This window comes from Mycobacterium sp. NPDC004974 (genome assembly GCF_053600815.1).
The window spans coordinates 323,418-343,500 of the sequence record NZ_JBSGAQ010000002.1; the positions used below are offsets into that span (position 1 = coordinate 323,418).

A 20,083-nucleotide genomic window follows, 5' to 3' on the forward strand; every position below is an offset into this window, starting at 1 on the left:
TGGGCTCAGCTCACTTTGATGATGGGATCGGCAGTCACGGGGAAGTTGACCGAGTTGGCGATGAAGCACATCCGGTGGGCTTCGTGATGTAGTTCGGTGGCATCACCGGCCCGCTCCGGGTCGGTGATGGTCACCTGCGGCCGTAGCGTGACGTCGGTGAAAACGCCGCTGCCCTCGGCGTTCTCGCTCATGGTGCCCGCCGGCCGATCGCTGTAGTCGGTGACGATGATGCCCGCTTTGGCGCACAGGGCGAGATACCAGAGCATGTGGCACTGGGACAAGCTGACCACGAGCAGCTCTTCGGGGTTCCAGCGCTGCGGGTCCCCCCGGAAGGCGGGATCGGCGCTGCCCGGGATCACCGGTTTGCCGGGCGTGTCGACACCGGACACGTCGTGATCGCGGGCGTAGTCGCGGTAGCCGCTGGTGCCCGAACCGGTGTTGCCGGTCCACGTCACCTCGACCTCGTATCGGTGTGTCCTACTCATCGCCACCTCTCACTCCGTTGAATTCGCGCCAACCTCAACCGGCCCGTCCGCGCAGGGCCCCCGCCGCACCGCGAACCGCAGCCGTGATGGTCTCGACGGTGCGGCTGTCGAGCTTCCAGCACTGCCAGTACAACGGCACGTCCAGGTGTTGCTCGGTGATGCGGACGAAGTCGTCGTCGACCAGTTCCTCGGGGTACATCCCCCAGCCCAACCCGGCCCGCACCGCGGCGCCGAATCCCTCGGCGGTCGGGATGTAATGGATAGGCCTGAGGACATCCTTGCGGAACGCCTTGCGCACCAATTGATCCTGCAGCGCGTCATCGCGGTTCCAGGACAGCGAGGGCGCCGCCTGCGCGGCGTCGCAGGTGAATCCGTCGGGCAGGTAGTTCTGCACGTACTCCGCGCTGGCCACCGGCACGTAGCGCATCGCCCCCAACGGGTGCACCCGGCAGCCCGGGACCGGGCGCCGCTCGGTGGTCACCGCTCCCATCACCACGCCTTCACGCAGCAGCCGCGCCGAGAGGTCTTGATCCTCGATCCTGATGTCGAACAAGAACTCGGCGGCCTGGGCGAATACGCCGGTGAACCAGGTCGCCATCGAATCGGCATTGACCGCCAGCGCGATCCTGGTGCGGTGCGCTGAGCCGCCACCCATCTCCGCAAGCGTCTCGGATTCCAACAGCGCCGTCTGAGCCGCCAACCTCAGCAGTGGAACACCGGCAGCTGTTGCTGTGCAGGGTTTTTCGCGAACGACAAGAACCTGGCCGACACGTTGCTCCAGCGCCTTGATGCGCTGACTGATCGCCGACGGCGTCACATGTAGACGCTGCGCGGCCGCGTCGAAGCTCCCCAGCTCGACCACCGCGGCGAAGGCAGCGAGCTGCTGGCCGTCGATCTGCACGCAACGATCCTAGTCGGGCAGGGCCTCGTCGCCGCGCAAACCGCCGCCCGTGAACCGGACGAGCTGGTCGACCCAACCCCGGTCGAGGCCGCCGGGACCGAGGGGGCGTCCGTAGAGGGCCAGATCAGAACTGGCGAGCGCACCGATCATCGAAAAGATGGCAATTGTGCTGCGCTGCTGACCTTCTCTGGTCTGAATGTCGGGCACCGCACGACCTGCCGCGGCGAAGAACAACTCCGGCAGACTCGGCGCGCCTGCCAACTGGTCGAGCCAGATCTGGTCTTCATCCAAGGCCAGCTGATTCATCACCTTGAGCCAGCGCAATCCGCCAACCGGATCCTCGTCGAGCAGCCTGACGTAGGGCGCGATCAGCGCCTCCACGACGTCGTAGACACCAATCTGGTTCCCCGACTGAGCCACCCGCACGAGTTCCTGGACGACAGCATCGAACACGATCGGGGCGCGCCGCCGCGCCACCTCCAGCACCAGGTCCCGCTTGGCGGGGAAATGGTAGGCCACTGCGCGGCTGGCTACGCCGGCCTCGCGGGCCACAGCGCGCGACGCCACCGCACCGATCGACGTCTCGGCGAACATTCGCTCGGCGGTGTCGATGATCAGTGCGCGGGTGTCGACGTCACGCCGCGGACCACGTCTGCGGGTCGAACTCGGGACCACAGCACGAGCGTAATCACTTGCGGCCTGATCGTCCTGTGGTCGGTGCAGATCTCCTACTACGGTCGTAGGTCAAGATCGGCCGGCAGCGCGATGTGGGCTGACCTGCATTCTTCATAGCGTCGAGCCATGACACGAGCACAGCGTTCCCCAGCTATCTCGATAGCGAATTCCATGACAGGTGTCGCCCGTGGATGGACGGCGAAAGACGCCGTGTTCACCCCGCCGGTGACAACCCCAGCGATCCCGGTCGGCCCGGATCGCCGGGAAGGCGGCCGCTGGCGGCGTGCCCTGGCCGCGGTGCGCGCGGCACTGGCCGCCGTGCCCCGACCCGACCTGCAGCAGCCGTACTACCCGCCGCAGCGGGAAGGCTTCGTCGAAGACGCCGCGATGTCACGCGAAATGTGGCGACTCTGAGTGCTGAAATCCGGCCCCAGAAAATCCGACCCCAGTAGGAGGCGCGGCGGCATGCTCACCTTCTACGATCGGAACATGCTCGGCACCATCGCGCGCGGCATCCGTGCGCACGTGCGCCGGCGGGGGTACGCCCTCCCGGTGGGCTACAACTGGGCCTTCGTGTTGGCGTTCGACGCCACGGTGATCGGTGCCGGCGCGGTGGCCGTGTTGCAGCGCCCCACGGCCGACCTTCCGGCGGGCCTGCTCGCGCTCGTCGTCTGCGTTGCCCCCTTCGCGTTGTTCTACCTGTCCGGCGTCGATTTCAAGGCTCCGATCGTCTGGGCGACCTGGACCACCGCGACCGCGGTGTTGCTGTTCGCGACGGCCACACCCATCGCCAATGATTTCGCCCCGCTGATCGCGGTGCTGATGGTCGGCGAGGTCGCCTCGCTGGCCGGGGTGTGGGGTGGATTCCTGGCGTCGCTGACCGCGGCCGCACTGCTGCTGACCGCCGCCTCGCAACACCGGCTCGACGCCCTGCCGTTGTATCTGGGGATCCTCGGGATGGGTTGGCTGGTGGGCTATCTCGTGCACACCCAGCAGCAACTCATGCGTCAGCAACAGGAGGCACAGGCCGCGCAGGCACTCCACGCCGCAGCCGATGAGCGGCGGCGTATCGCCCGCGAGGTGCACGACGTGATCGCGCATTCGCTGAGCGTGACCCTGCTGCACGTGACCGGGGCGCGCCGCGGACTGCAGCAGGACCGCGACGTCGACGACGCCGTCGAGGCACTGGAGCAGGCCGAACGGCTGGGCCGTCAGGCCATGGCCGACATCCGGCGCACGGTCGGACTACTCGACGGCGCTCCGATGAGCACGGCTCCCGAACCAGGAGTCGACGACATCAGTTGCCTGGTGGACGATTTCGTGCGCGCCGGGCTGAACGTGCACTTCGATGCCAGTGGCCGCACCGATGTCGTCTCAGCGGCGGTGGGTTTGGCGCTGTACCGCATCGCCCAGGAGTCCTTGGCGAACATCGCCAAACACGCGCCCGACGCAGAATCAACTGTGTTACTGAGGATTTCCAGGACATCGGCGACATTGACGATCGACAACCGACTTCCGGTCGCCGCGCTGGCGGGCCGGAGCGGCCGGCGCGCCGAGGGCCGCGGCGTGAGCGGCATGCGGCAACGCGTCGAACTGCTCGGCGGGATCATCAGCGTCGGCCCGGCCGACGACCGATGGTCGGTCCGCACGAATATTCCGTTGGAAGACACCGACCGGGCACCCCGATGGTGCCCCGTGGTGTCATGACCAACGCCATAGCCGAGGTCGCCGTCCTCCTGGTCGACGATCAGGATCTGGTGCGTTCCGGGCTGCGACGGATTCTGCGACGCAAGGACGGCTTCACGATCGTCGCCGAATGCGCCGACGGCGATGAGGTGCCCGACGCCGTCACCCGGTACCGCCCCGATGTGGTGGTGATGGACCTCCGAATGAAGCGGGTCGACGGGATCGAGGCCACCCGTCAGGTAACTGCGGTGGACGGGCCTCCGGTGCTGGCACTGACCACATTCAACGACGACGAGTTGCTCTCGGGTGCGCTGCGCGCGGGCGCCAGCGGGTTCGTGCTCAAGGATTCCTCGGCCGAGGAGCTGATCCGGGCCGTGCGCGCGGTGGCGCAGGGCGACAGCTATCTCGACCCGGCGGTGACCTCACGCGTGCTCACCACCTACCGCAAGTCGGCAGCGCCGCGTCGTGCGGTCGCCGTCGGTGACCTCACGGCCCGAGAGCTCGATGTGCTGACGCTGATCGCCAAAGGGCATTCCAACGCCGAGATCGCCGATGAACTCAGCATTTCCGGACTCACCGTCAAGAGCCACATCGGCCACATCTTCATCAAGCTCGACCTGCGTGACCGCGCCGCCGCGATCATCCACGCATACGACACCGGGCTGGTCTCTCCCCAGTGATCCGGATTTGCCTGCGACGCCGTCGTTCACGGTTCTGTCCTTTCGGGTGACTGCATCGCGTCACTGCGCTCATCGGCTGTCAGCCCGCCCCAGATCCCGTGTTGTTCAGGGAATCTCAGGGATTGCTCGCGGCACGCGCGTTTCACAGGGCATGTACGGCATATCGCCTTGGCCCTGAACACACGCTGTTCTCGCGCCTTCGCCCTTTCGCGGTCGGGGCCGAAGAACACCAACGGGTCGACGTCGCGGCAGTTTCCAAGTGCTCGCCATTCCAAGGATGACAACTCGAGTACCCCCTCTCGCAGTGGTGTCCGACGGTCTGGGGCGTGCCCCGCCTCGGGGGGATGGGAGGAGGCGGGGCACGCGGCTTTTCGGTGAACTCATCGGAAGACTCTCGTCATCGCGTGCTGTCCTCCAGTTCTCTGGCATGGCTGCGACCGACATGTGCCTCGGCGCGCATCCGCTCGACCATGTGCGGGTAGTGCAGCTCGAACGCCGGTCGCTCCGAACGGATCCGGGGCAGCTCGGTGAAGTTGTGCCGCGGCGGCGGGCAGGAGGTCGCCCACTCCAGCGAGTTGCCGTAACCCCAGGGGTCATCAACGGTCACCGGCTCGCCGTAGCGCCAGCTCTTGAACACGTTCCACACGAACGGCAGGAGCGAGACACCGAGGATGAACGATCCGATCGTGGAGATCACGTTGAGCGTGGTGAAGCCGTCGCTGGGCAGGTAGTCGGCGTAGCGGCGCGGCATGCCCTCGTCACCAGCCCAGTGCTGCACCAGGAAGGTGAGATGGAAACCGATGAAGGTCAGCCAGAAGTGCAGCTTGCCCAGACGCTCGTCGAGCAGACGTCCGGTCATCTTCGGGAACCAGAAGTAGACGCCCGCATAGGTGGCGAAGACGATGGTGCCGAACAGCGTGTAGTGGAAGTGCGCGACGACGAAGTAGCTGTCGGTGACATGGAAGTCGATCGGCGGGCTGGCCAGCATCACGCCGGACAACCCACCCAGCAGGAAGGTGACCAGGAAGCCGACCGAGAACAGCATCGGCGTCTCGAACGTCAACTGGCCCTTCCACATCGTGCCGATCCAGTTGAAGAACTTGATGCCGGTCGGGACCGCGATCAGGAATGTCATGAAGGAGAAGAACGGAAGAAGGACGGCACCCGTCGCGTACATGTGATGCGCCCACACCGCGACCGACAGGGCCGCGATGCTGATGGTCGCGTACACCAGCGTGGTGTATCCGAAGATCGGCTTACGGCTGAAAACGGGAATGATCTCCGAAACCACACCGAAGAACGGCAGCGCGAGAACATAGACCTCGGGGTGACCGAAGAACCAGAACAGGTGCTGGAACAGCAGCACGCCGCCGTTGGCCGGGTCGTAGATGTGCGCGCCCAGGTGCCGGTCGGCCGCCAGGCCCAACAGCGCGGCGGTCAGCAGCGGGAACACCATGACTACCAACATCGAGGTCACCAGGATGTTCCAGGTGAAGATCGGCATCCGGAACATCGTCATGCCCGGCGCACGCATGCAGACCACGGTGGTGATCATGTTGACGCCACCGAGGATGGTGCCCAGACCACCGACGGCCAGACCCAGGATCCACAGGTCAGCGCCGGCACCCGGCGAGTGGATGGCATCGGTCAGCGGCGTGTAGGCGGTCCAACCGAAGTCGGCGGCACCGCCCGGCGTGATGAAGCCGCCCAGGGCGATCAGCGCGCCGAACAGGAACAGCCAGAACGACAGCGCGTTCAGTCGCGGGAACGCCACATCGGGCGCGCCGATCTGCAGCGGGAGCACCAGGTTGGCGAACCCGAACACGATCGGGGTCGCGTAGAACAGCAGCATCACCGTGCCGTGCATGGTGAACAGCTGGTTGAACTGCTCGTTGGACAGGAACTGCAAGCCGGGTTCGGCCAGTTCGGTACGCATGAACAGCGCCATCAGGCCGCCGATGCCGAAGAACGTGAAGCAGGTGACGCAGTACATGATGCCGATCAGCTTGTGATCGGTCGTCGTGATGAGCTTGTAGATCAGGTTGCCCTTGGGGCCCATCCGTTCCGGAAAAGGACGACGTGCCTCGAGTTCTCCGATTGGCGGTGCTTCGGCAGTCACCACAGCTCTCCATTTCTATCCCCCTGCGTGAGCATGTTCGCTCCGAGAACACTGGTGTGTTCACGCAGTCAGGAGAAGGGCCATTAGTCCTCAATCTCAGACGCGCCGAGTTGTCTGGAATCTCCCAAGATCAGCTGTGCTGCAATGTGACTCACATGGCATGCATTGGACAGCGTGCGCCGTGCCACCGTTCCCGGACGCCGGATAGGGTCGAACGGCACTACCGAGACATGCCCGCGTTGAGTGAACATGGGTTATGGACACATCAGCTTTGCCGACTTCGTCGCAGACCGCTGAGTCCGCGGCCGGCAGCGTCGCAGCGGAGATTCACGAGACACACACCGGGATCGTCGCCTTGGTCGGCGACAGGGCTTACAAAGTCAAAAAGCCCGTCGTCACGGACTTTCTCGATTTCCGCTCGGTCGAGCGCCGCGATGAGGTGTGCCTCCGTGAGGTTTTTCTGAACCAGCGATTGGCGCCTGACAGTTACCTCGGGGTTGCCCACTTCACCGACCCACAGGGCGGCCCACCCGAGCCGGTGATCGTGATGCGGAGATACCCCGACGCGCGCCGGCTGACGTCGGTCGTTGTCGGTGGCGAGCCCGCGCTACAGCATCTGTCGGCGATCGCCGAAGTCATAGCGCGCTTCCATGCCAAGGCTGATCGGTCAGATGACATCGATACCGCCGCCAAGATTCCCGCGATTACCCGCCGTTGGCGGGACAACCTCGCCGAACTGCGCCGATACGAAGGAACCACACTGCCCGCGGAATCGCTGGCCGAGGTCAGCCGGCTGGTTGAGCAGTTCATCGACGGCCGCGACGCGCTGTTCGCCGACCGGATCAGCGATCGCCGAATCATCGACGGCCACGGCGACCTGCTGACCGGCGACATATTCTGCATGCCGGACGGTCCGGCGATCCTTGACTGTCTTGAGTTCGATGACGGGCTGCGCCACGTCGATTGCACGGACGACGTGGCATTCCTGGCGATGGACCTGGAATTCCTGGGTCGCAAAGACCTGGCCGACTTCTTCATCGCTGAGTACCGACGGATCTCCGGGGACACCGCACCGACCGCGCTGGTGGACTTCTACATCGCCTACCGCGCCGGGGTCCGCGCCAAGGTCGACTGCATCAGAATCGATCAGGGCAACGAGAGCGCCGCCACCGACGCGCGGCATCATCTCGACATTGCTCTCGATCACCTCCGCAAGGGGGCGGTGCGACTGATCCTCGTCGGCGGCGGTCCGGGCACCGGAAAGACGACACTCGCGCACGCGCTCGCTCAACAGCTGTCCGCGCAGGTCATCTCCACCGACGATGTGCGCCGCGAATTGCAGGCGGATGGCCTGCTCGGCGGCGCTGCGGGCATCTTGAACGAGGGCCTCTACAGCAGCGACAACGTCGCCGCCGTCTACGACGCCGTACTTCAGCGGGCCCAGCAGGCTCTGGCCGGGGGCAGATCGGTGATCCTCGACGGCACCTGGCGCGATCCGGATCTCCGCCGACGCGCGCGGCAGGTAGCGGCCGAACAGCACTGCCCCACAGTGGAATTGGCCTGCACGGTGCCCATCGACGAAGCCAAGGAACGCATCGTGCAACGGCAGGTCACCAACTCAGATGCCACACCACAGATCGCGGACGGGCTGGCCGCCGGCGGCGCCGAATGGCCCGACGCCCACGTGATCAACACGCGCCAGACCCTGGCCGACTCTGTCAGCGAAGCCCAGCGGATCTGCTGCTCGGCCATCTGATGTCGATCGAATCAACGGGATGGCCGAACCCACGCCGATCCCGGTACCCGGAGTCCGCACAGGCCCCACATGACGTAGCGCACATTCCTTGTAAGGTGGAATCGCGGTCGCATTTCAGCGTGACCTGCGTAAACGTTGCGAGCAGCCGATTTCGGCACTTATCGAGGGGTAAACATGAACGAAGTGCTGGCGCGTGCCGGCATCTTCCAGGGTGTCTCACCCGATGCTGTGGCTGCGCTGGTCCAGCATCTGGAGCCGGTGACCTTCCGCCGCGGCGAGGTGGTTTTCGCCGAGGGCGAGCCCGGCGACACGCTGTACATCATCACCGCCGGCAAGGTGAAGATCGGCCGCAAGTCGGTGGACGGGCGCGACAGCCTGATCACGCTGATGGGCCCGTCGGACATGTTCGGCGAGCTCGCCATCTTCGATCCGGGTCCGCGAACCTCGACGGTGACCGCGCTGACCGAGGTGAAAACGGTCGTGATGAGCCGCAGTGTGTTGCGGAGCTGGATTGCCGATCGGCCTGAGATCGCCGAACAACTCCTGCGCGTGCTGGCCCGCCGACTGCGCCGCACCAACGACAATCTGTCCGACCTGATCTTCACCGATGTGCCGGGCCGGGTGGCCAAGCAGCTGCTCTACCTGGCGCAACGGTTCGGCAGCCGCGACGGCACCGCGCTGCGCGTCGACCACGAGCTGACCCAGGAAGAGATCGCCCAGCTCGTGGGGTCCTCGCGGGAGACGGTCAACAAGGCGCTGTCGGACTTCGCGCAACGCGGCTGGATCCGCGTGCAGGGCCGGAGCATCCTGATCGACAACGCCGAGCGATTGGCCAAACGCGCGCACTGAACGTGAGCGTGTGATCACCCAGACATTGTTAGTGCCCTAACTATTAGGGTACGTTCAGTTTGTGTCCGTAGTATCCGAAGCGCCGGAGCTCAGCTCCGATCCGTTGGCCCTCGAACGGCAGGTCTGTTTCGCGCTGGCCGTCAGCAACCGCGCCGTGCTCGCCGTGTATCGCCCGCTGCTCGAGCCGCTGGGTCTGACTCACCCGCAGTACCTCGTGATGCTGGCGCTGTGGGATCACCAACGGTCCGTCTCGGGCGGCACACCCCCGCTCTCGGTCAAGGAGATCGCCGCCGCGCTGCAACTCGATTCGGCGACGCTCTCGCCCATGCTCAAGCGACTGGAAGCCCTGGGCCTGCTGACCCGCAGCCGCCGGGCCGGCGATGAGCGCGCGACCGACGTCGAGCTGACCGAGGCCGGGATCGCCCTGCGTGAGCGGGCACTGGCCATCCCACCCGCGGTGGTGGAGCGCCTGGGCGTCGACATCGCCGAACTCGAAGAGCTGCATCGGGTGTTGACCCGCATCAACGTGGCTGCACTGGCGGCCAATTCACTCACCGATTGACACCAGGAGCCCCCATGGCCAAGGACCGTCCCAACTTCTTTCAGTACATCGCCTACTGCTACGGCAAGCGACTGCCCGATTCCATGCGCGAATGGGTGGCCCATGATCTGGCCGACCATGGCGCGGTGCGCCGGCATCTGATCCGGATGGCGATCCCGCCGCTGTTCGTACTGGCGCCACTGTGGCTCCTGCCCGCCTCGCTGTACGTGCACATCGAGATGACCGTGCCGATCTACATCTGGGCCATCTTGATGGCGCTCGCGCTCAACAAGATCTGGCGCCGGCACCGGCTGGCGCAGCATGGCCTCGACCCCAACCTGGTCGACGAGATCCAGTACAAGAAGGACCAGCGGAAGCACGAGGAGTACATCCGCCGGTTCGGACCGCGTCCGGAATCGTCCAAGTACCAGGCCAACAGCAGCCCCTTCTAAGCGTTTCCCCTGGATAGACCCCTTGCATGCAAGCTTGCATGCAAGGGGTACCCTGGTCTTTCGTGGACCCGGACGAGAAGTCGAGCAACAGCCAACGCGTCTACCGGATGACCAAGGACCAGATCCTCTCCGGTGAGTTTCGAGGCGGGCAGCTGCTCAGCGAGGTAGAGGTGGCGACGCAGCTCGGCGTCAGCCGCACACCCGTGCACGAGGCGTTTCTGCGCCTGGCCGCCGAGGACTTCCTGGATCTCGTGCCGCGGCGCGGCGCCGTCGTCGTTCCGGTGTCCGCGCAGGAGGCCACCGATCTGCTGGAGATGCGCCTGGCGCTCGAGACCGCGGCGGTGCGTCGGTTGTGCCGGTCACCGGAGTCCATCGACACCTTGTTCGGTGAGCTGACCGAGTTGGTGGAGCGGCAGCGCCACGGCGCGGCGATCGGCGACGCCGATCAGTTCGCGGCCGCCGACGACGCGTTTCACCGGCGAATCGTGGAGGTCGCCGGGAACACGATCGCCGGCCGCTTCTACGGGTCGCTCAGCGACCGGCAGCGTCGCATGATGGCCGACGCGGCCCGTTCGGACTCGGCCCGGTTGACCGAGTTGATCGGCGAGCACGCGGACTTGGCCGACGCCATCGGGCGGCGCGATGTGGCCGGTTTCGAGGGCGCATTGCTGGCGCATCTGGAGGCTACCTACCGGGTGGTGCTGGCATGACCGCTGTCGCTTTCGACTCCCGTGAGGCACCGGATCAGATCCGGCATCGCCTTCAGCCCTGGCTCGCCGTGGCCATCGCGATCTTCTGCATCGGTTGGGGCGGAAACCAATTCACCCCGCTGCTGATCGCGTATGCCCAGCACTCCGGCTACACCCGGGTGGACGTGGACATCCTGTTGGGCGCCTACGTACTCGGCCTGATCCCGGGCCTGCTGATCGCCTCGACGTTGTCGGACCGCCACGGTCGACGCAACGTGATGGCCGCCGGTGTCATCAGTGCGGCGCTCGGCAGCCTCGTGCTGGCCATCGGCGACTACTGGGGCTTCCCAGCCCTGTTCGTCGGCCGGCTGTTCAGCGGAGTGGCGGTCGGTATCGCGATGGCGGTCGGATCAGCCTGGATCGCTGAGCTGTCCAGGCCGCCGTTCGACGACGCCCCGGCCGGGGCCGGTGCGCGACGTGCCTCGATCTGCCTGTCATTGGGCTTCGGGGTCGGGCCATTGTTCGCCGGGCTGCTCACCGTCTACGCCCCGCTGCCGCTGGTGTTGACGTACCTGGTCCACGCGGCCCTTTGCGTGCCGGTGCTGTGGGCGGTGTGGAATCGCACCGTCGAGACCCGTGAGCGCATGACCTCGCGGCCATTCCTGGACGGATTGAAGGTGCCCGCGGCCGGACACCGCCGGTTCCTTCACGTCGTTGTTCCCATGGCGCCGTGGATCTTTGGTTCGGCGGCCATCGCCTACGCGGTCGTGCCGGCGCTCGTCGCCGATCAGCTCGGTTCGTGGGCTCTGCTCTACACCGTCGGGTTGACGGTGCTCACCCTGGGTTGCGGTGTGGCGATCCAACCGGTTGCGCGGCGCCTCGACGACGTGTCCAGCTCCCGTGCCGTAGTGGTGTCGATGGCATTGATGGCGCTGGGTATCTTCGCCGCGGTAGCCACCGCCATGACCCGCTCGGCGCTCATCGCCCCGCTGGTCGCGATGCTGCTCGGCAGCGCGTACGGGATCGCGATCGTGTCGGGTCTCCTTGAGATCCAACGCATTGCGCCTCCTGATGAGCTCGCCGGGATCTCCGGGGTCTACTACTCACTGGCCTATCTCGGGTTCCTGCTGCCCGCGGTGCTGGCCGCGCTGGCGCACTGGTTCAGCTATCCGGTGATGCTCAGTGCGGTGGGGTTGTTGGCGATTGTCTGCACTGCAGTGTGCGCGTCAGGGTGGGCGAAGCATCTGGAGCCGCGTACACCGGCTGTCAATCGTTGACATAGAAGGATTTGACGTTTGCCGTGCGGAATGGCGAAACTCATTGCGCGCGACCACTACACCTAGGATTACTGCTCGATATTGACCGCAATCCTAGGTACAACGCGTCGAAGTTCATGTGGACCTTGTTCACTTCGGCACACTGTCATGCTCGGTGCACCTCGCTGCCGTGTGGACAGATCGCACCCTATTCCGGCAACAGCTTACGAACGCCTAGTACCGGTTGCCGACATCGACCGTGACTCCATCCACGGTCCCATGGCCAACGACCACGATCGTCCGTCCACACGAGTTGGAACGCACGAATACGCGGACTGCAGAGCTCGACGGCGAATTTGAGATGGACATCCGGATGCTCAACCTCAACCACCTCGAAGAGAAACTCGTCCTGATAATCGATGTGCATCGCCGGTTGCAGGAACGTGCCGTCCTCGGTGATCTGATGGGCAAGTGAGTTCAGCACGCGCGCAGAAGCCTGCGCGGGCATGCCCGTGATCAATAGCTCCGGCAAGCCCATGTCGTGCAGGCCTACGGTGTAGGCATATGGGCGTTTGTCGTTCTCAACAAACTGGACTGCCCACCCGTGGTCCTTGATGATGTCCCGCAGGATGTCCAAGTAGTCATCGGTAGTGCCGTTGGGATTGTCGCACTGCCAGCACATGGCCGCCCCTTCCGTGGTCGATAGGAGCCACTGTGCTCCCGTCCACCGACAACGCTCGCGGGGCACGACTACCGTCGATCTGGTGACGGTGCCGCGATCGCGTCTTACCCAGCTCTTCGCCGTCGGCACCATCATGTTCACGATCGCCGCAACGACTTCGTGCGGACGTCCGACACCCCCACCGCCAGCCAGTTCCACGTCGACCACGACCGCACCAACGACCACCGCGCCAACGCCCACCTTGGCCGCCGTCGTTCCCACAGGTGACTTCACCCCGGTCTCGAAACTCGTCAACGACAACATCACGGCCCATCGCCTGCCCGGAGCCGTGGTGCAGGTCGGGCACGGCGGCAACGTCGTCTTCCGCCAGGCGTACGGCTCGCGCAAGCTTGACGGCGAACCGGGACTGGACGGAGTACCTGCCCCCGCCGAGCCGATGACCGAGGACACGATCTTCGACCTCGCCTCGTTGTCGAAGAGCATCGCGACGACGACGGCCTTCATGCAGCTCTACGAACAGGGCAAGGTCAAGTTCGACGACCAGGTGCAGACCTACCTGCCGGACTTCAACCCCACCAACGACCCACGCCGCGCGCAGGTGACCGTTCGCATGCTGCTCACCCACACGTCGGGCATCGCCGGCGATCTGAGCCTGGACGGTCCGTGGGGGCTCGACAAGGCCGACAAGACCGAAGGCATTCACCGTGCGCTCGGCGCATGGGTCGTGTACGAACCCGGCGCGCTCTTTCACTACTCCGACATCAACTTCATTCTGGTGGGCACGATCATCGAGCGGATCACCGGCCAGCCCTTGGATACGTATGTGCAGGACAATGTCTTTGCACCGCTTGGGTTGTCAGAAACGCACTACCTTCCGGCCACCAAAGCCTGTGGCCCGCACCAGGTCCGGGGCACCGCCGTCGCCTTCGATCCAAGCGCACCCAAAGTGAGCGACTGCCCGGAGGGTACGTGGAGTACCGACCTTCTGCCCCGCATCGCACCGACAGCGCTTGACGAGGACACCCCGGGCATCAACCCCGACTACGGCCACCCGTTGCGCGGGACCGTGCACGACCCGACGGCACGCCGCATGGGTGGGGTGGCCGGCAGCGCCGGGGTGTTCTCGACGGTGAACGACATCGGCCGGTTCGCGCAGGCCCTGCTCGATCGTCTCGCCGGCCGCCCGAGCACCTTTCCGCTGAAGCAATCGACCGTGGAGTTGATGACGACTCCGCAGCAGCCCGGACACACCGCCGAACAAGTCGAAGCGGCCAACACCGCCACTCCGCAAGCCATCGAACACGCCCCCAACACAACCGATCCCCTGCTGGCGCCGCACTATCCGGCAATCGACGGGCAGGACCTCCGCGGCTTCGGCTGGGATATCGATACCGCCCACTCCCGACCGCGCGGGCTGATCTTTCCCGTCGGCAGCTTCGGCCACACCGGATTCACCGGCGTGACGCTCTGGATGGATCCCGGATCAGACACCTACGTCGCCGTCCTGGCGAACGTCATCCATCAACGCGGTGGTCCGCCGATCACGAAGCTGAGTGGCGACGTCGCCACCGAAACCGCCCGGGCGCTCCATCTGTACGGCACCTAGCCGGCGACCGCTGACCCGACGAAGTAGCTGCCCAGCAGGCAGATTCCGATGAGGACAACCCATCCGTCGGTGAGGCGGCAGAGCAACGCCGGAGCGTGACGCACCTCCATGAATTCCCGGAAGATGATGCGCACCTTGATCAGTGCGATGGCGATCGTGCTGACGGTGACGATGGTGCTGGCCCGCAGCGTCCCGTCCTGGTCGACGGCTTCGTCGAGCCACACGTAGACGAGTGTCATCGCCGTCAGGATCGCCCAGACGATCAGCAGTCTTGTGTTGCCCTTGGTGCGCACCACTCACCTCACGACGTAGATCAACGCGAAAATCAGGACCCAGAGGAAATCGACCGTGTGCCAGTAGGTGGCGCCGGTTTCGACGAGCTGCTGGGATCGCCGCTGCGGGCTCCACAACTGGTAGACGACGACACCGAGCACCACGAAGCCGATCAGGACGTGGATGCAGTGGATCGACGTCAGGAAGAAGTAGTGCTGAAAGAACTCATCGCTGGTGAACGTATTCCCCATGCGAACCTGGGTGACCCACTCGACGATCTTGCCTGCCAGGAAGATGACGCCGAACGTGATCGTCAGAAACACGTTCGTCAACGCGGATCGGTAGTTGCCCCCGCGGGAGGCCTGGACGCACCGGGCGATGGACCACGAACTCAGCAGCAGCGCAATGGTATTGACCACTCCGATCCGCAGGTCCAGATGGGATTGCGACTGCAGGAAGAGCTCTGGATTCTGGGTGCGTGACACCAGGTACACCGAGAAGTACGCGGTGAACAGCAGCGATTCGAACAGCACGAACATCCACATGTCGGGCTGCCCGGGCACCGACCGTGTGCGGGCCCCGTCGACTTGTTCGGTCATCGCACCGCCTCCGCTGCCACCTGCAGCTCGCCGGCCTGTTTGCCCGGAAGGTCCGGGAGCGGACCGGTGCCGAAGTCCTCACGTTCGATCATCCTGCGCAGCAGCACGATGAAAACACCGGTGTACGTGACGAACACGACCATGTTGACCCACCAGGCGATCGCGCCGTTCCAGGCGAACGCGCCGCGGTGGAAGATCCAGGCCGGGGCGACGACCACTTCGGTCAGGGCGTTGCAGAGATTGAGATAGCCGAACCACTTCGGAAACACGCGGTTCTTGTCCAGCAGGATCGCGGCCATCCACACCAGCGAGCCGATCAGGAACACACCCATGGTCCCGCTGAACGACAAGAAGGCGAATTCATAGAGCCAGTGGATGATCTCGGGGTCGCGGTCGGGCCGTAGCGCCGCGGTGGTCATTGCGATGGCCATGACGAGCATGCCCGGAATTGCGCTCAGCGAGTACATGATCAGATACGAGTACGCGAAGACGGGGCTGACCGACATCCGTCGCATCGAGTAGGCGAGAAGGGCGTTCATCGGCGCACACATGCCGGTGATGAGGAAGACGACACCGAAGCCGGCGAGAACACCGAACCGGTGGTCGGTCACCCAGTGCACGACCGTCGGGGTGTCCCAGGCCGGGCTCGGCGGAGGCTGCACGCGGGTGACGAAGAAGAACAGCACACCGTAGAGCTGGTAGAAGAACACCATCACATACCACGCGAACCACAGCTCACGCTTGGGGTGATAGCGCAGGTTCCACACGAGTCTGCTCAACCGTGTGCCGCTCATGCGGACACCTTGTCCATCGCGCGCTGCTGTTTGATCGCCTGGGCGAGAACGACTCCCATCACCAGGATCCAGACAGCGATGGCAATGTTCTTGAGCCAGAAGGACAACATCCCGTCCCACGCAAAAGGTCCGTCGAAAGACAACGCGGTGAATGTGGCGGGGACCAGCGCCGCGGCGACGGCAAGGTTGAAGTACGCCACCCACGGTTTGAACACCGGCCGTTCCTGCTGATCCCAGTAGATCGCCAACGCCAGCAGCAGGCACTGCGCGATCAGATACGGCACCAGCAGTGTGAAGGTCAGCCAGGCGAGATCGTTGAGAACCTGGGTCAACTCCGGGGCGCGGTCCGGCCGGAATGAGCCGAGCAGCCAGAACATGTTGGCGATGAGGAACAGCGCCGGTGGACCTCCGGCCGCCGCGATCAGGCTGTAGGACAAGATCGGCGTGCGGTGGGCCATCCGCCGGACCTGCATCGCCAACAGGATCACGATGGGGATGAGGCCGACGCCGAACCAGTTGAACAGGATCATGCTGTACCGGATCCGCGCGGTTTCGTCCTGATAGAAACTCGCGACCTGCTCGGCAGACATGTTGGGGGACATCGGATGTACGAACCCGGGGAACAGGAAGAACGCGGAGATCCAGATGATTGCCACTACGGGCAACGTCCCCAGGAGGATCAACTCGCCGTCAGGTCGTCTCATCGTCGGACTCTCTTCATGCGTGACGTTAGTTGCCGATCGGCAACTTGGACGGTAGCCGATCGGCTACTCGACGGTCAATCGTCGGTTACCGTTGACGCTGTGACGTCCACACAGGAGGCCCGCACCTTCGGTGCGATCACGCGTACCGCCGCTCAAACGCGGGTAATGGACGCGGCACTGAAACTCATTGCCAATCACGGGGTCAGCGGGACGTCACTGCAGATGATCGCCGACGAAATGGGTGTCACGAAGGCCGCCGTGTATCGGCAGTTCAAGACCAAGGAAGAGATCGTCATCGCGATCACCGAACGGGAGATGAGCCGACTCGAAGAGGCACTCGAGGCGGTCGAGGCGCAGGGGTCTCCCCGGCAGGCCCGTGAGGAGCTGCTGGACCGGATGATCGAGCAGGCCATCGACCGCCGCGGCGCCTTCAGCATTCCGATGTTCGACCCCGTCATCATTCGCCTGCAGGCCGAGTACGAACCGTTTCAGCGGTTCATCGAACGCCTCTATGCCGCACTCCTGGGCACCGAAGCCGGCGTCGAAGCCCGACTTCACGCGGCGATGCTCTCAAGTGCGATCAGCGTCGCCGTCATGCATCCGCTGCTCGCCGACATCGACGGTGAAACGCTACGCGTGCAGTTGAACCAGATGACCCGCCGGATGCTCGGGCTCGCTGATTAGCGGGCAGTTAAACAACGAATGGCGTTTCGCTAATTTGCGTTGCCTCCCGACACCCGCTGCTCAGCCAGCACCAATTGCCGTCGGATCAGAAACAGCGGGAACGCCACACTCACGGCAATGACCGCACTGAGCACGATGTAGATCCACACCTTCGGGATGCCGATCCGGCGGGCCTCGACGACCATGAACACGAACGCCGCCAACCCGAACAGCAGCAGGTCGTTGGTGAGTGAGGACGTCGCGTAGTTGGTGTAGCCGCTCTTGAAGAAGTCGATCAGGCTCGTGCTTTCAGTGGTGATGTAGCCGATGTTGTTCCACCAGGTCCCGACCAGCGCCACCACGGCGATCACGGCGTAGACGCCGCACAAGATCTTGTCGTTTCGACTCAGCTCTGCCATCGTCATGCCTCCCCGTCAGACCGACACAGTCCAGGTCAACCTATCGATCCGGCGGACGTGAGGGGCCCGTTTGGCGCCAATCAGGTGAGTGAGTACTCTCTCACCATGTCATCCGGACGGGACCGGCTCTTGGCCACGGCACTCAAGCTGTTCGCCGCCAAGGGGTATGCCGCGACGTCGGTGGCCCACATCCAGCAGGCGGCCGGCCTGGCACCGGGGTCGGGTGCGCTCTACAAACACTTCGGCTCAAAGCGGGAACTGCTCGAGGCCGCGGTCTCGCACCGCATCGACGCCATCGTGAGCGCCCGTGAGCAGTACGACGCCGGCAATCCGAAATCCGTCGAGGAGGCGGTTCGCAGTGCCGGTCAATTGATCTGGACCAACCTCACCCAGAGTGAGGAACTGCTGCGGGTCATGCTGCGCGAACCCGATGAGCTCGGCGAGCTCGACGAGAAGACGTGGCAGGTCATCACCGACAATGCCTATCAGCGGTTCGCCGATGAGCTGGCCGCATCCAATCGCTCGGGCCGCACCCAGATCCCCGATCCCGAGGCCACCGCGGCGGTCGCCATCGCCGGGCTGTCCTACGCCGCGACCCTGCAGGCGCTGACCGGGCGCTTGCCGGGCAACGTCGACCACGAACGCTTCTTCGAGGCCTGGGTCACCCAGACCGTCAGCGTGATCAAACAACACCGCACTCAAACCAACTGATTACCAACCTATTTCAGGAGGAAACCGTGACGTTCTCCCTGCAACTGAGCGACGACGTGATCGAGGTCCGCGACTGGGTCCACCAGTTCGCCGCCGAGGTGGTGCGCCCCGCGGCCGCGGAATGGGATGAGCGGGAGGAAACCCCGTGGCCGGTCATCCAGGAGGCCGCGAAGGTGGGGCTGTACTCCCCCGAGTTGTTCGCCCAGCAGGCCGCCGAACCCACCGGGCTGGGCATGCTGACCGTGTTCGAGGAATTGTTCTGGGGTGACGCCGGCATCGCGCTGTCGATCCTGGGCACCGGCCTGGCCGCAGCGGCGTTGGCGGGCAACGGAACTCCCGAACAACTGGGCCTCTGGCTGCCGGAGATGTTCGGCACGGCCGACGAACCCAAGCTCGGCGCGTTCTGCTCCTCGGAGCCCGACGCCGGCTCCGACGTCGGCGCCATCCGCACCCGCGCCCGCTTCGACGAGGCGACCCGCGAGTGGGTGCTCAACGGCACCAAGACCTGGGCCACCAACGGCGGGATCGCCAACGTCCACATCGTGGTCGCCTCGGTCTACCCCGAACTCGGCTCGCGCGGGCAGGCCACGTTCATCATCCCGCCGGACACTCACGGCTTCACCCAGGGCCAGAAGTTCAAGAAGCACGGCATCCGCGCCTCGCACACCGCCGAGGTGGTGCTCGACAACGTCCGGCTGTCCGAGGATCTGATCCTGGGCGGGCGGGAGAAGTTCGAGGACCGCGTCGCGCGCGTGAAGTCCGGCGCATCGGCCGGCGGCCAAGCCGCGATGAAGACCTTCGAGCGCACCCGGCCCACCGTCGGGGCGATGGCGGTCGGCGTGGCCCGCGCAGCCTACGAGTACGCCCTCGACTATGCCTGCCAGCGTGAGCAATTCGGCCGCAAGATCGGCGAGTTCCAGGCCGTCGCGTTCAAGCTCGCCGACATGAAGAGCCGTATCGACGCCGCCCGGCTGCTGGTGTGGCGCGCCGGCTGGATGGCACGCAACAACAAGGCGTTCGACAACGCCGAGGGCTCGATGGCCAAGCTCGTGGCCAGTGAGACCGCGGTGTACGTGACCGATGAGGCCATCCAGATCCTCGGCGGCAACGGCTACACCCGCGACTACCCGGTCGAGCGGATGCACCGCGACGCCAAGATCTTCACGATCTTCGAGGGCACCAGCGAGATCCAGCGACTGGTGATCTCCCGGGCCATCACCGGCCTGTCGATCCGGTAGGGGCCGAGCGGCTACTTGCCGGTGCGCTCGCGGTGCTTGCACCCGGGCCAGCAGCACGGCCGCCGCTGGCCTTCCTCCAACTCCTCCTGCGTGCGGCGTATCCGCCGCTCGCGCGTCACCTGTTGCTTGGCGTCCTCGACCCAGCAGATGAACTCGTTGCGCGCGAGCGGCGTGATGTCGCGCCAGGCAGCCAGCGCCGAGACATTGCCGATCAAGGCTTCGTGCAGGTCCGCCGGCAACTTGTGCACCACTCCGCCGGGCACGCGCTGGCCAGTCATGTAGCCAGGTTAAGCCGCCTACCGCAG

The 20,083-nt window shown here is 65.0% G+C and carries 25 protein-coding genes; 13 read left to right on the forward strand and 12 right to left on the reverse strand.

Annotation, left to right across the window (positions count from 1 at the left end):
• Positions 1–5: 5 nt before the first annotated feature.
• From ACWEFV_RS06435 to ACWEFV_RS06445, 3 genes are read right to left on the reverse strand one after another with little or no spacing between them, the layout of a single operon-like run.
• A complete protein-coding gene (locus tag ACWEFV_RS06435; RefSeq protein ID WP_450069510.1) occupies positions 6–485 on the reverse strand; it encodes an OsmC family protein in 480 nt (159 codons plus the stop codon).
• 34 nt (positions 486–519) lie between these two features.
• Entirely contained in the window at positions 520–1,386 is an 867-nt protein-coding gene (locus tag ACWEFV_RS06440) for a LysR family transcriptional regulator ArgP (protein WP_450069511.1), read from the reverse strand.
• A gap of 9 nt (positions 1,387–1,395) precedes the next feature.
• Positions 1,396–2,061, reverse strand: coding sequence for a TetR/AcrR family transcriptional regulator (locus ACWEFV_RS06445; RefSeq protein ID WP_450069512.1), 666 nt, complete (start codon positions 2,059–2,061; stop codon positions 1,396–1,398).
• 171 nt (positions 2,062–2,232) lie between these two features.
• Here ACWEFV_RS06445 and ACWEFV_RS06450 point away from each other — a divergent pair, with 171 nt between their 5' ends.
• From ACWEFV_RS06450 to ACWEFV_RS06460, 3 genes are all read left to right on the forward strand, one after another.
• Positions 2,233–2,475: a hypothetical protein gene (locus ACWEFV_RS06450; protein ID WP_450069513.1), complete on the forward strand. Its 243-nt coding sequence runs from the start codon at positions 2,233–2,235 to the stop codon at positions 2,473–2,475.
• 75 nt (positions 2,476–2,550) lie between these two features.
• On the forward strand, positions 2,551–3,768 hold the full coding sequence (locus ACWEFV_RS06455; protein WP_450069514.1) for a sensor histidine kinase: 1,218 nt from the start codon (positions 2,551–2,553) through the stop codon (positions 3,766–3,768).
• Positions 3,765–4,427: a response regulator transcription factor gene (locus tag ACWEFV_RS06460; RefSeq protein WP_135451817.1), complete on the forward strand. Its 663-nt coding sequence runs from the start codon at positions 3,765–3,767 to the stop codon at positions 4,425–4,427. Before ACWEFV_RS06455 ends, ACWEFV_RS06460 begins: the two co-directional genes overlap by 4 nt.
• Before the next feature lie 26 nt (positions 4,428–4,453).
• Here ACWEFV_RS06460 and ACWEFV_RS06465 read toward each other — a convergent pair whose 3' ends face one another.
• Both ACWEFV_RS06465 and ctaD read right to left on the reverse strand, forming a co-directional pair.
• On the reverse strand, positions 4,454–4,711 hold the full coding sequence (locus ACWEFV_RS06465; RefSeq protein WP_450069515.1) for a WhiB family transcriptional regulator: 258 nt from the start codon (positions 4,709–4,711) through the stop codon (positions 4,454–4,456).
• A 113-nt stretch (positions 4,712–4,824) separates the two neighbouring features.
• Positions 4,825–6,546, reverse strand: coding sequence for an aa3-type cytochrome oxidase subunit I (gene ctaD, locus ACWEFV_RS06470; RefSeq protein ID WP_450069516.1), 1,722 nt, complete (start codon positions 6,544–6,546; stop codon positions 4,825–4,827).
• Positions 6,547–6,802: 256 nt separating this feature from the next.
• On the opposite strand from ctaD, the gene ACWEFV_RS06475 reads away from it, so the two are divergent.
• From ACWEFV_RS06475 to ACWEFV_RS06500, 6 genes are all read left to right on the forward strand, one after another.
• On the forward strand, positions 6,803–8,302 hold the full coding sequence (locus tag ACWEFV_RS06475) for a bifunctional aminoglycoside phosphotransferase/ATP-binding protein (RefSeq protein WP_450069517.1): 1,500 nt from the start codon (positions 6,803–6,805) through the stop codon (positions 8,300–8,302).
• Between the two features lie 174 nt (positions 8,303–8,476).
• Positions 8,477–9,151: a cAMP-activated global transcriptional regulator CRP gene (gene crp, locus ACWEFV_RS06480; RefSeq protein WP_135451814.1), complete on the forward strand. Its 675-nt coding sequence runs from the start codon at positions 8,477–8,479 to the stop codon at positions 9,149–9,151.
• A gap of 61 nt (positions 9,152–9,212) precedes the next feature.
• Positions 9,213–9,713 carry a MarR family winged helix-turn-helix transcriptional regulator gene (locus tag ACWEFV_RS06485; RefSeq protein WP_135451813.1) on the forward strand — a complete coding sequence of 167 codons (501 nt, stop codon included), beginning with the start codon at positions 9,213–9,215 and terminating at the stop codon, positions 9,711–9,713.
• A 14-nt stretch (positions 9,714–9,727) separates the two neighbouring features.
• Positions 9,728–10,144, forward strand: a complete 417-nt coding sequence (locus tag ACWEFV_RS06490) for a DUF5313 domain-containing protein (RefSeq protein ID WP_135451812.1) — start codon at positions 9,728–9,730, stop codon at positions 10,142–10,144.
• Between the two features lie 62 nt (positions 10,145–10,206).
• Positions 10,207–10,854, forward strand: coding sequence for a GntR family transcriptional regulator (locus ACWEFV_RS06495; RefSeq protein WP_450069518.1), 648 nt, complete (start codon positions 10,207–10,209; stop codon positions 10,852–10,854).
• Positions 10,851–12,110, forward strand: coding sequence for an MFS transporter (locus tag ACWEFV_RS06500; protein WP_450069519.1), 1,260 nt, complete (start codon positions 10,851–10,853; stop codon positions 12,108–12,110). The genes ACWEFV_RS06495 and ACWEFV_RS06500 overlap by 4 nt, the downstream gene beginning before the upstream one ends.
• Before the next feature lie 187 nt (positions 12,111–12,297).
• Here the strand turns inward: ACWEFV_RS06500 and ACWEFV_RS06505 are convergent, their stop codons facing one another.
• Positions 12,298–12,969, reverse strand: a complete 672-nt coding sequence (locus ACWEFV_RS06505; RefSeq protein ID WP_450069520.1) for a DUF4262 domain-containing protein — start codon at positions 12,967–12,969, stop codon at positions 12,298–12,300.
• Between ACWEFV_RS06505 and ACWEFV_RS06510 the strand changes: the two genes are divergently transcribed.
• Positions 12,851–14,377 carry a serine hydrolase domain-containing protein gene (locus tag ACWEFV_RS06510; RefSeq protein ID WP_450069746.1) on the forward strand — a complete coding sequence of 509 codons (1,527 nt, stop codon included), beginning with the start codon at positions 12,851–12,853 and terminating at the stop codon, positions 14,375–14,377. The two genes, ACWEFV_RS06505 and ACWEFV_RS06510, sit on opposite strands and share 119 nt — an antisense overlap.
• Here the strand turns inward: ACWEFV_RS06510 and ACWEFV_RS06515 are convergent.
• The 4 genes from ACWEFV_RS06515 to ACWEFV_RS06530 are packed head-to-tail and all read right to left on the reverse strand — an operon-like array spanning position 14,374 to position 16,747.
• Positions 14,374–14,670 carry a cytochrome C oxidase subunit IV family protein gene (locus ACWEFV_RS06515; protein WP_450069521.1) on the reverse strand — a complete coding sequence of 99 codons (297 nt, stop codon included), beginning with the start codon at positions 14,668–14,670 and terminating at the stop codon, positions 14,374–14,376. The two genes, ACWEFV_RS06510 and ACWEFV_RS06515, sit on opposite strands and share 4 nt — an antisense overlap.
• Before the next feature lie 3 nt (positions 14,671–14,673).
• Positions 14,674–15,249: a cytochrome c oxidase subunit 3 gene (locus tag ACWEFV_RS06520; protein WP_450069522.1), complete on the reverse strand. Its 576-nt coding sequence runs from the start codon at positions 15,247–15,249 to the stop codon at positions 14,674–14,676.
• Positions 15,246–16,043: a hypothetical protein gene (locus tag ACWEFV_RS06525; protein ID WP_450069523.1), complete on the reverse strand. Its 798-nt coding sequence runs from the start codon at positions 16,041–16,043 to the stop codon at positions 15,246–15,248. The genes ACWEFV_RS06520 and ACWEFV_RS06525 overlap by 4 nt, the downstream gene beginning before the upstream one ends.
• Positions 16,040–16,747, reverse strand: coding sequence for a hypothetical protein (locus ACWEFV_RS06530; protein WP_450069524.1), 708 nt, complete (start codon positions 16,745–16,747; stop codon positions 16,040–16,042). The genes ACWEFV_RS06525 and ACWEFV_RS06530 overlap by 4 nt, the downstream gene beginning before the upstream one ends.
• Before the next feature lie 165 nt (positions 16,748–16,912).
• Here ACWEFV_RS06530 and ACWEFV_RS06535 point away from each other — a divergent pair, with 165 nt between their 5' ends.
• Positions 16,913–17,431, forward strand: a complete 519-nt coding sequence (locus ACWEFV_RS06535; RefSeq protein ID WP_450069747.1) for a TetR/AcrR family transcriptional regulator — start codon at positions 16,913–16,915, stop codon at positions 17,429–17,431.
• Between the two features lie 29 nt (positions 17,432–17,460).
• Here ACWEFV_RS06535 and ACWEFV_RS06540 read toward each other — a convergent pair whose 3' ends face one another.
• A complete protein-coding gene (locus tag ACWEFV_RS06540) occupies positions 17,461–17,829 on the reverse strand; it encodes a DUF2834 domain-containing protein (RefSeq protein ID WP_450069525.1) in 369 nt (122 codons plus the stop codon).
• 105 nt (positions 17,830–17,934) lie between these two features.
• On the opposite strand from ACWEFV_RS06540, the gene ACWEFV_RS06545 reads away from it, so the two are divergent.
• Together ACWEFV_RS06545 and ACWEFV_RS06550 are read left to right on the forward strand one after the other, a co-directional pair.
• Positions 17,935–18,540: a TetR/AcrR family transcriptional regulator gene (locus ACWEFV_RS06545; RefSeq protein ID WP_450069526.1), complete on the forward strand. Its 606-nt coding sequence runs from the start codon at positions 17,935–17,937 to the stop codon at positions 18,538–18,540.
• 26 nt (positions 18,541–18,566) lie between these two features.
• Positions 18,567–19,778 carry an acyl-CoA dehydrogenase family protein gene (locus ACWEFV_RS06550; protein WP_450069527.1) on the forward strand — a complete coding sequence of 404 codons (1,212 nt, stop codon included), beginning with the start codon at positions 18,567–18,569 and terminating at the stop codon, positions 19,776–19,778.
• An 11-nt stretch (positions 19,779–19,789) separates the two neighbouring features.
• Here ACWEFV_RS06550 and ACWEFV_RS06555 read toward each other — a convergent pair whose 3' ends face one another.
• Positions 19,790–20,056, reverse strand: coding sequence for a YdeI/OmpD-associated family protein (locus tag ACWEFV_RS06555; RefSeq protein WP_450069528.1), 267 nt, complete (start codon positions 20,054–20,056; stop codon positions 19,790–19,792).
• Between the last annotated feature and the right edge of the window lie 27 nt (positions 20,057–20,083).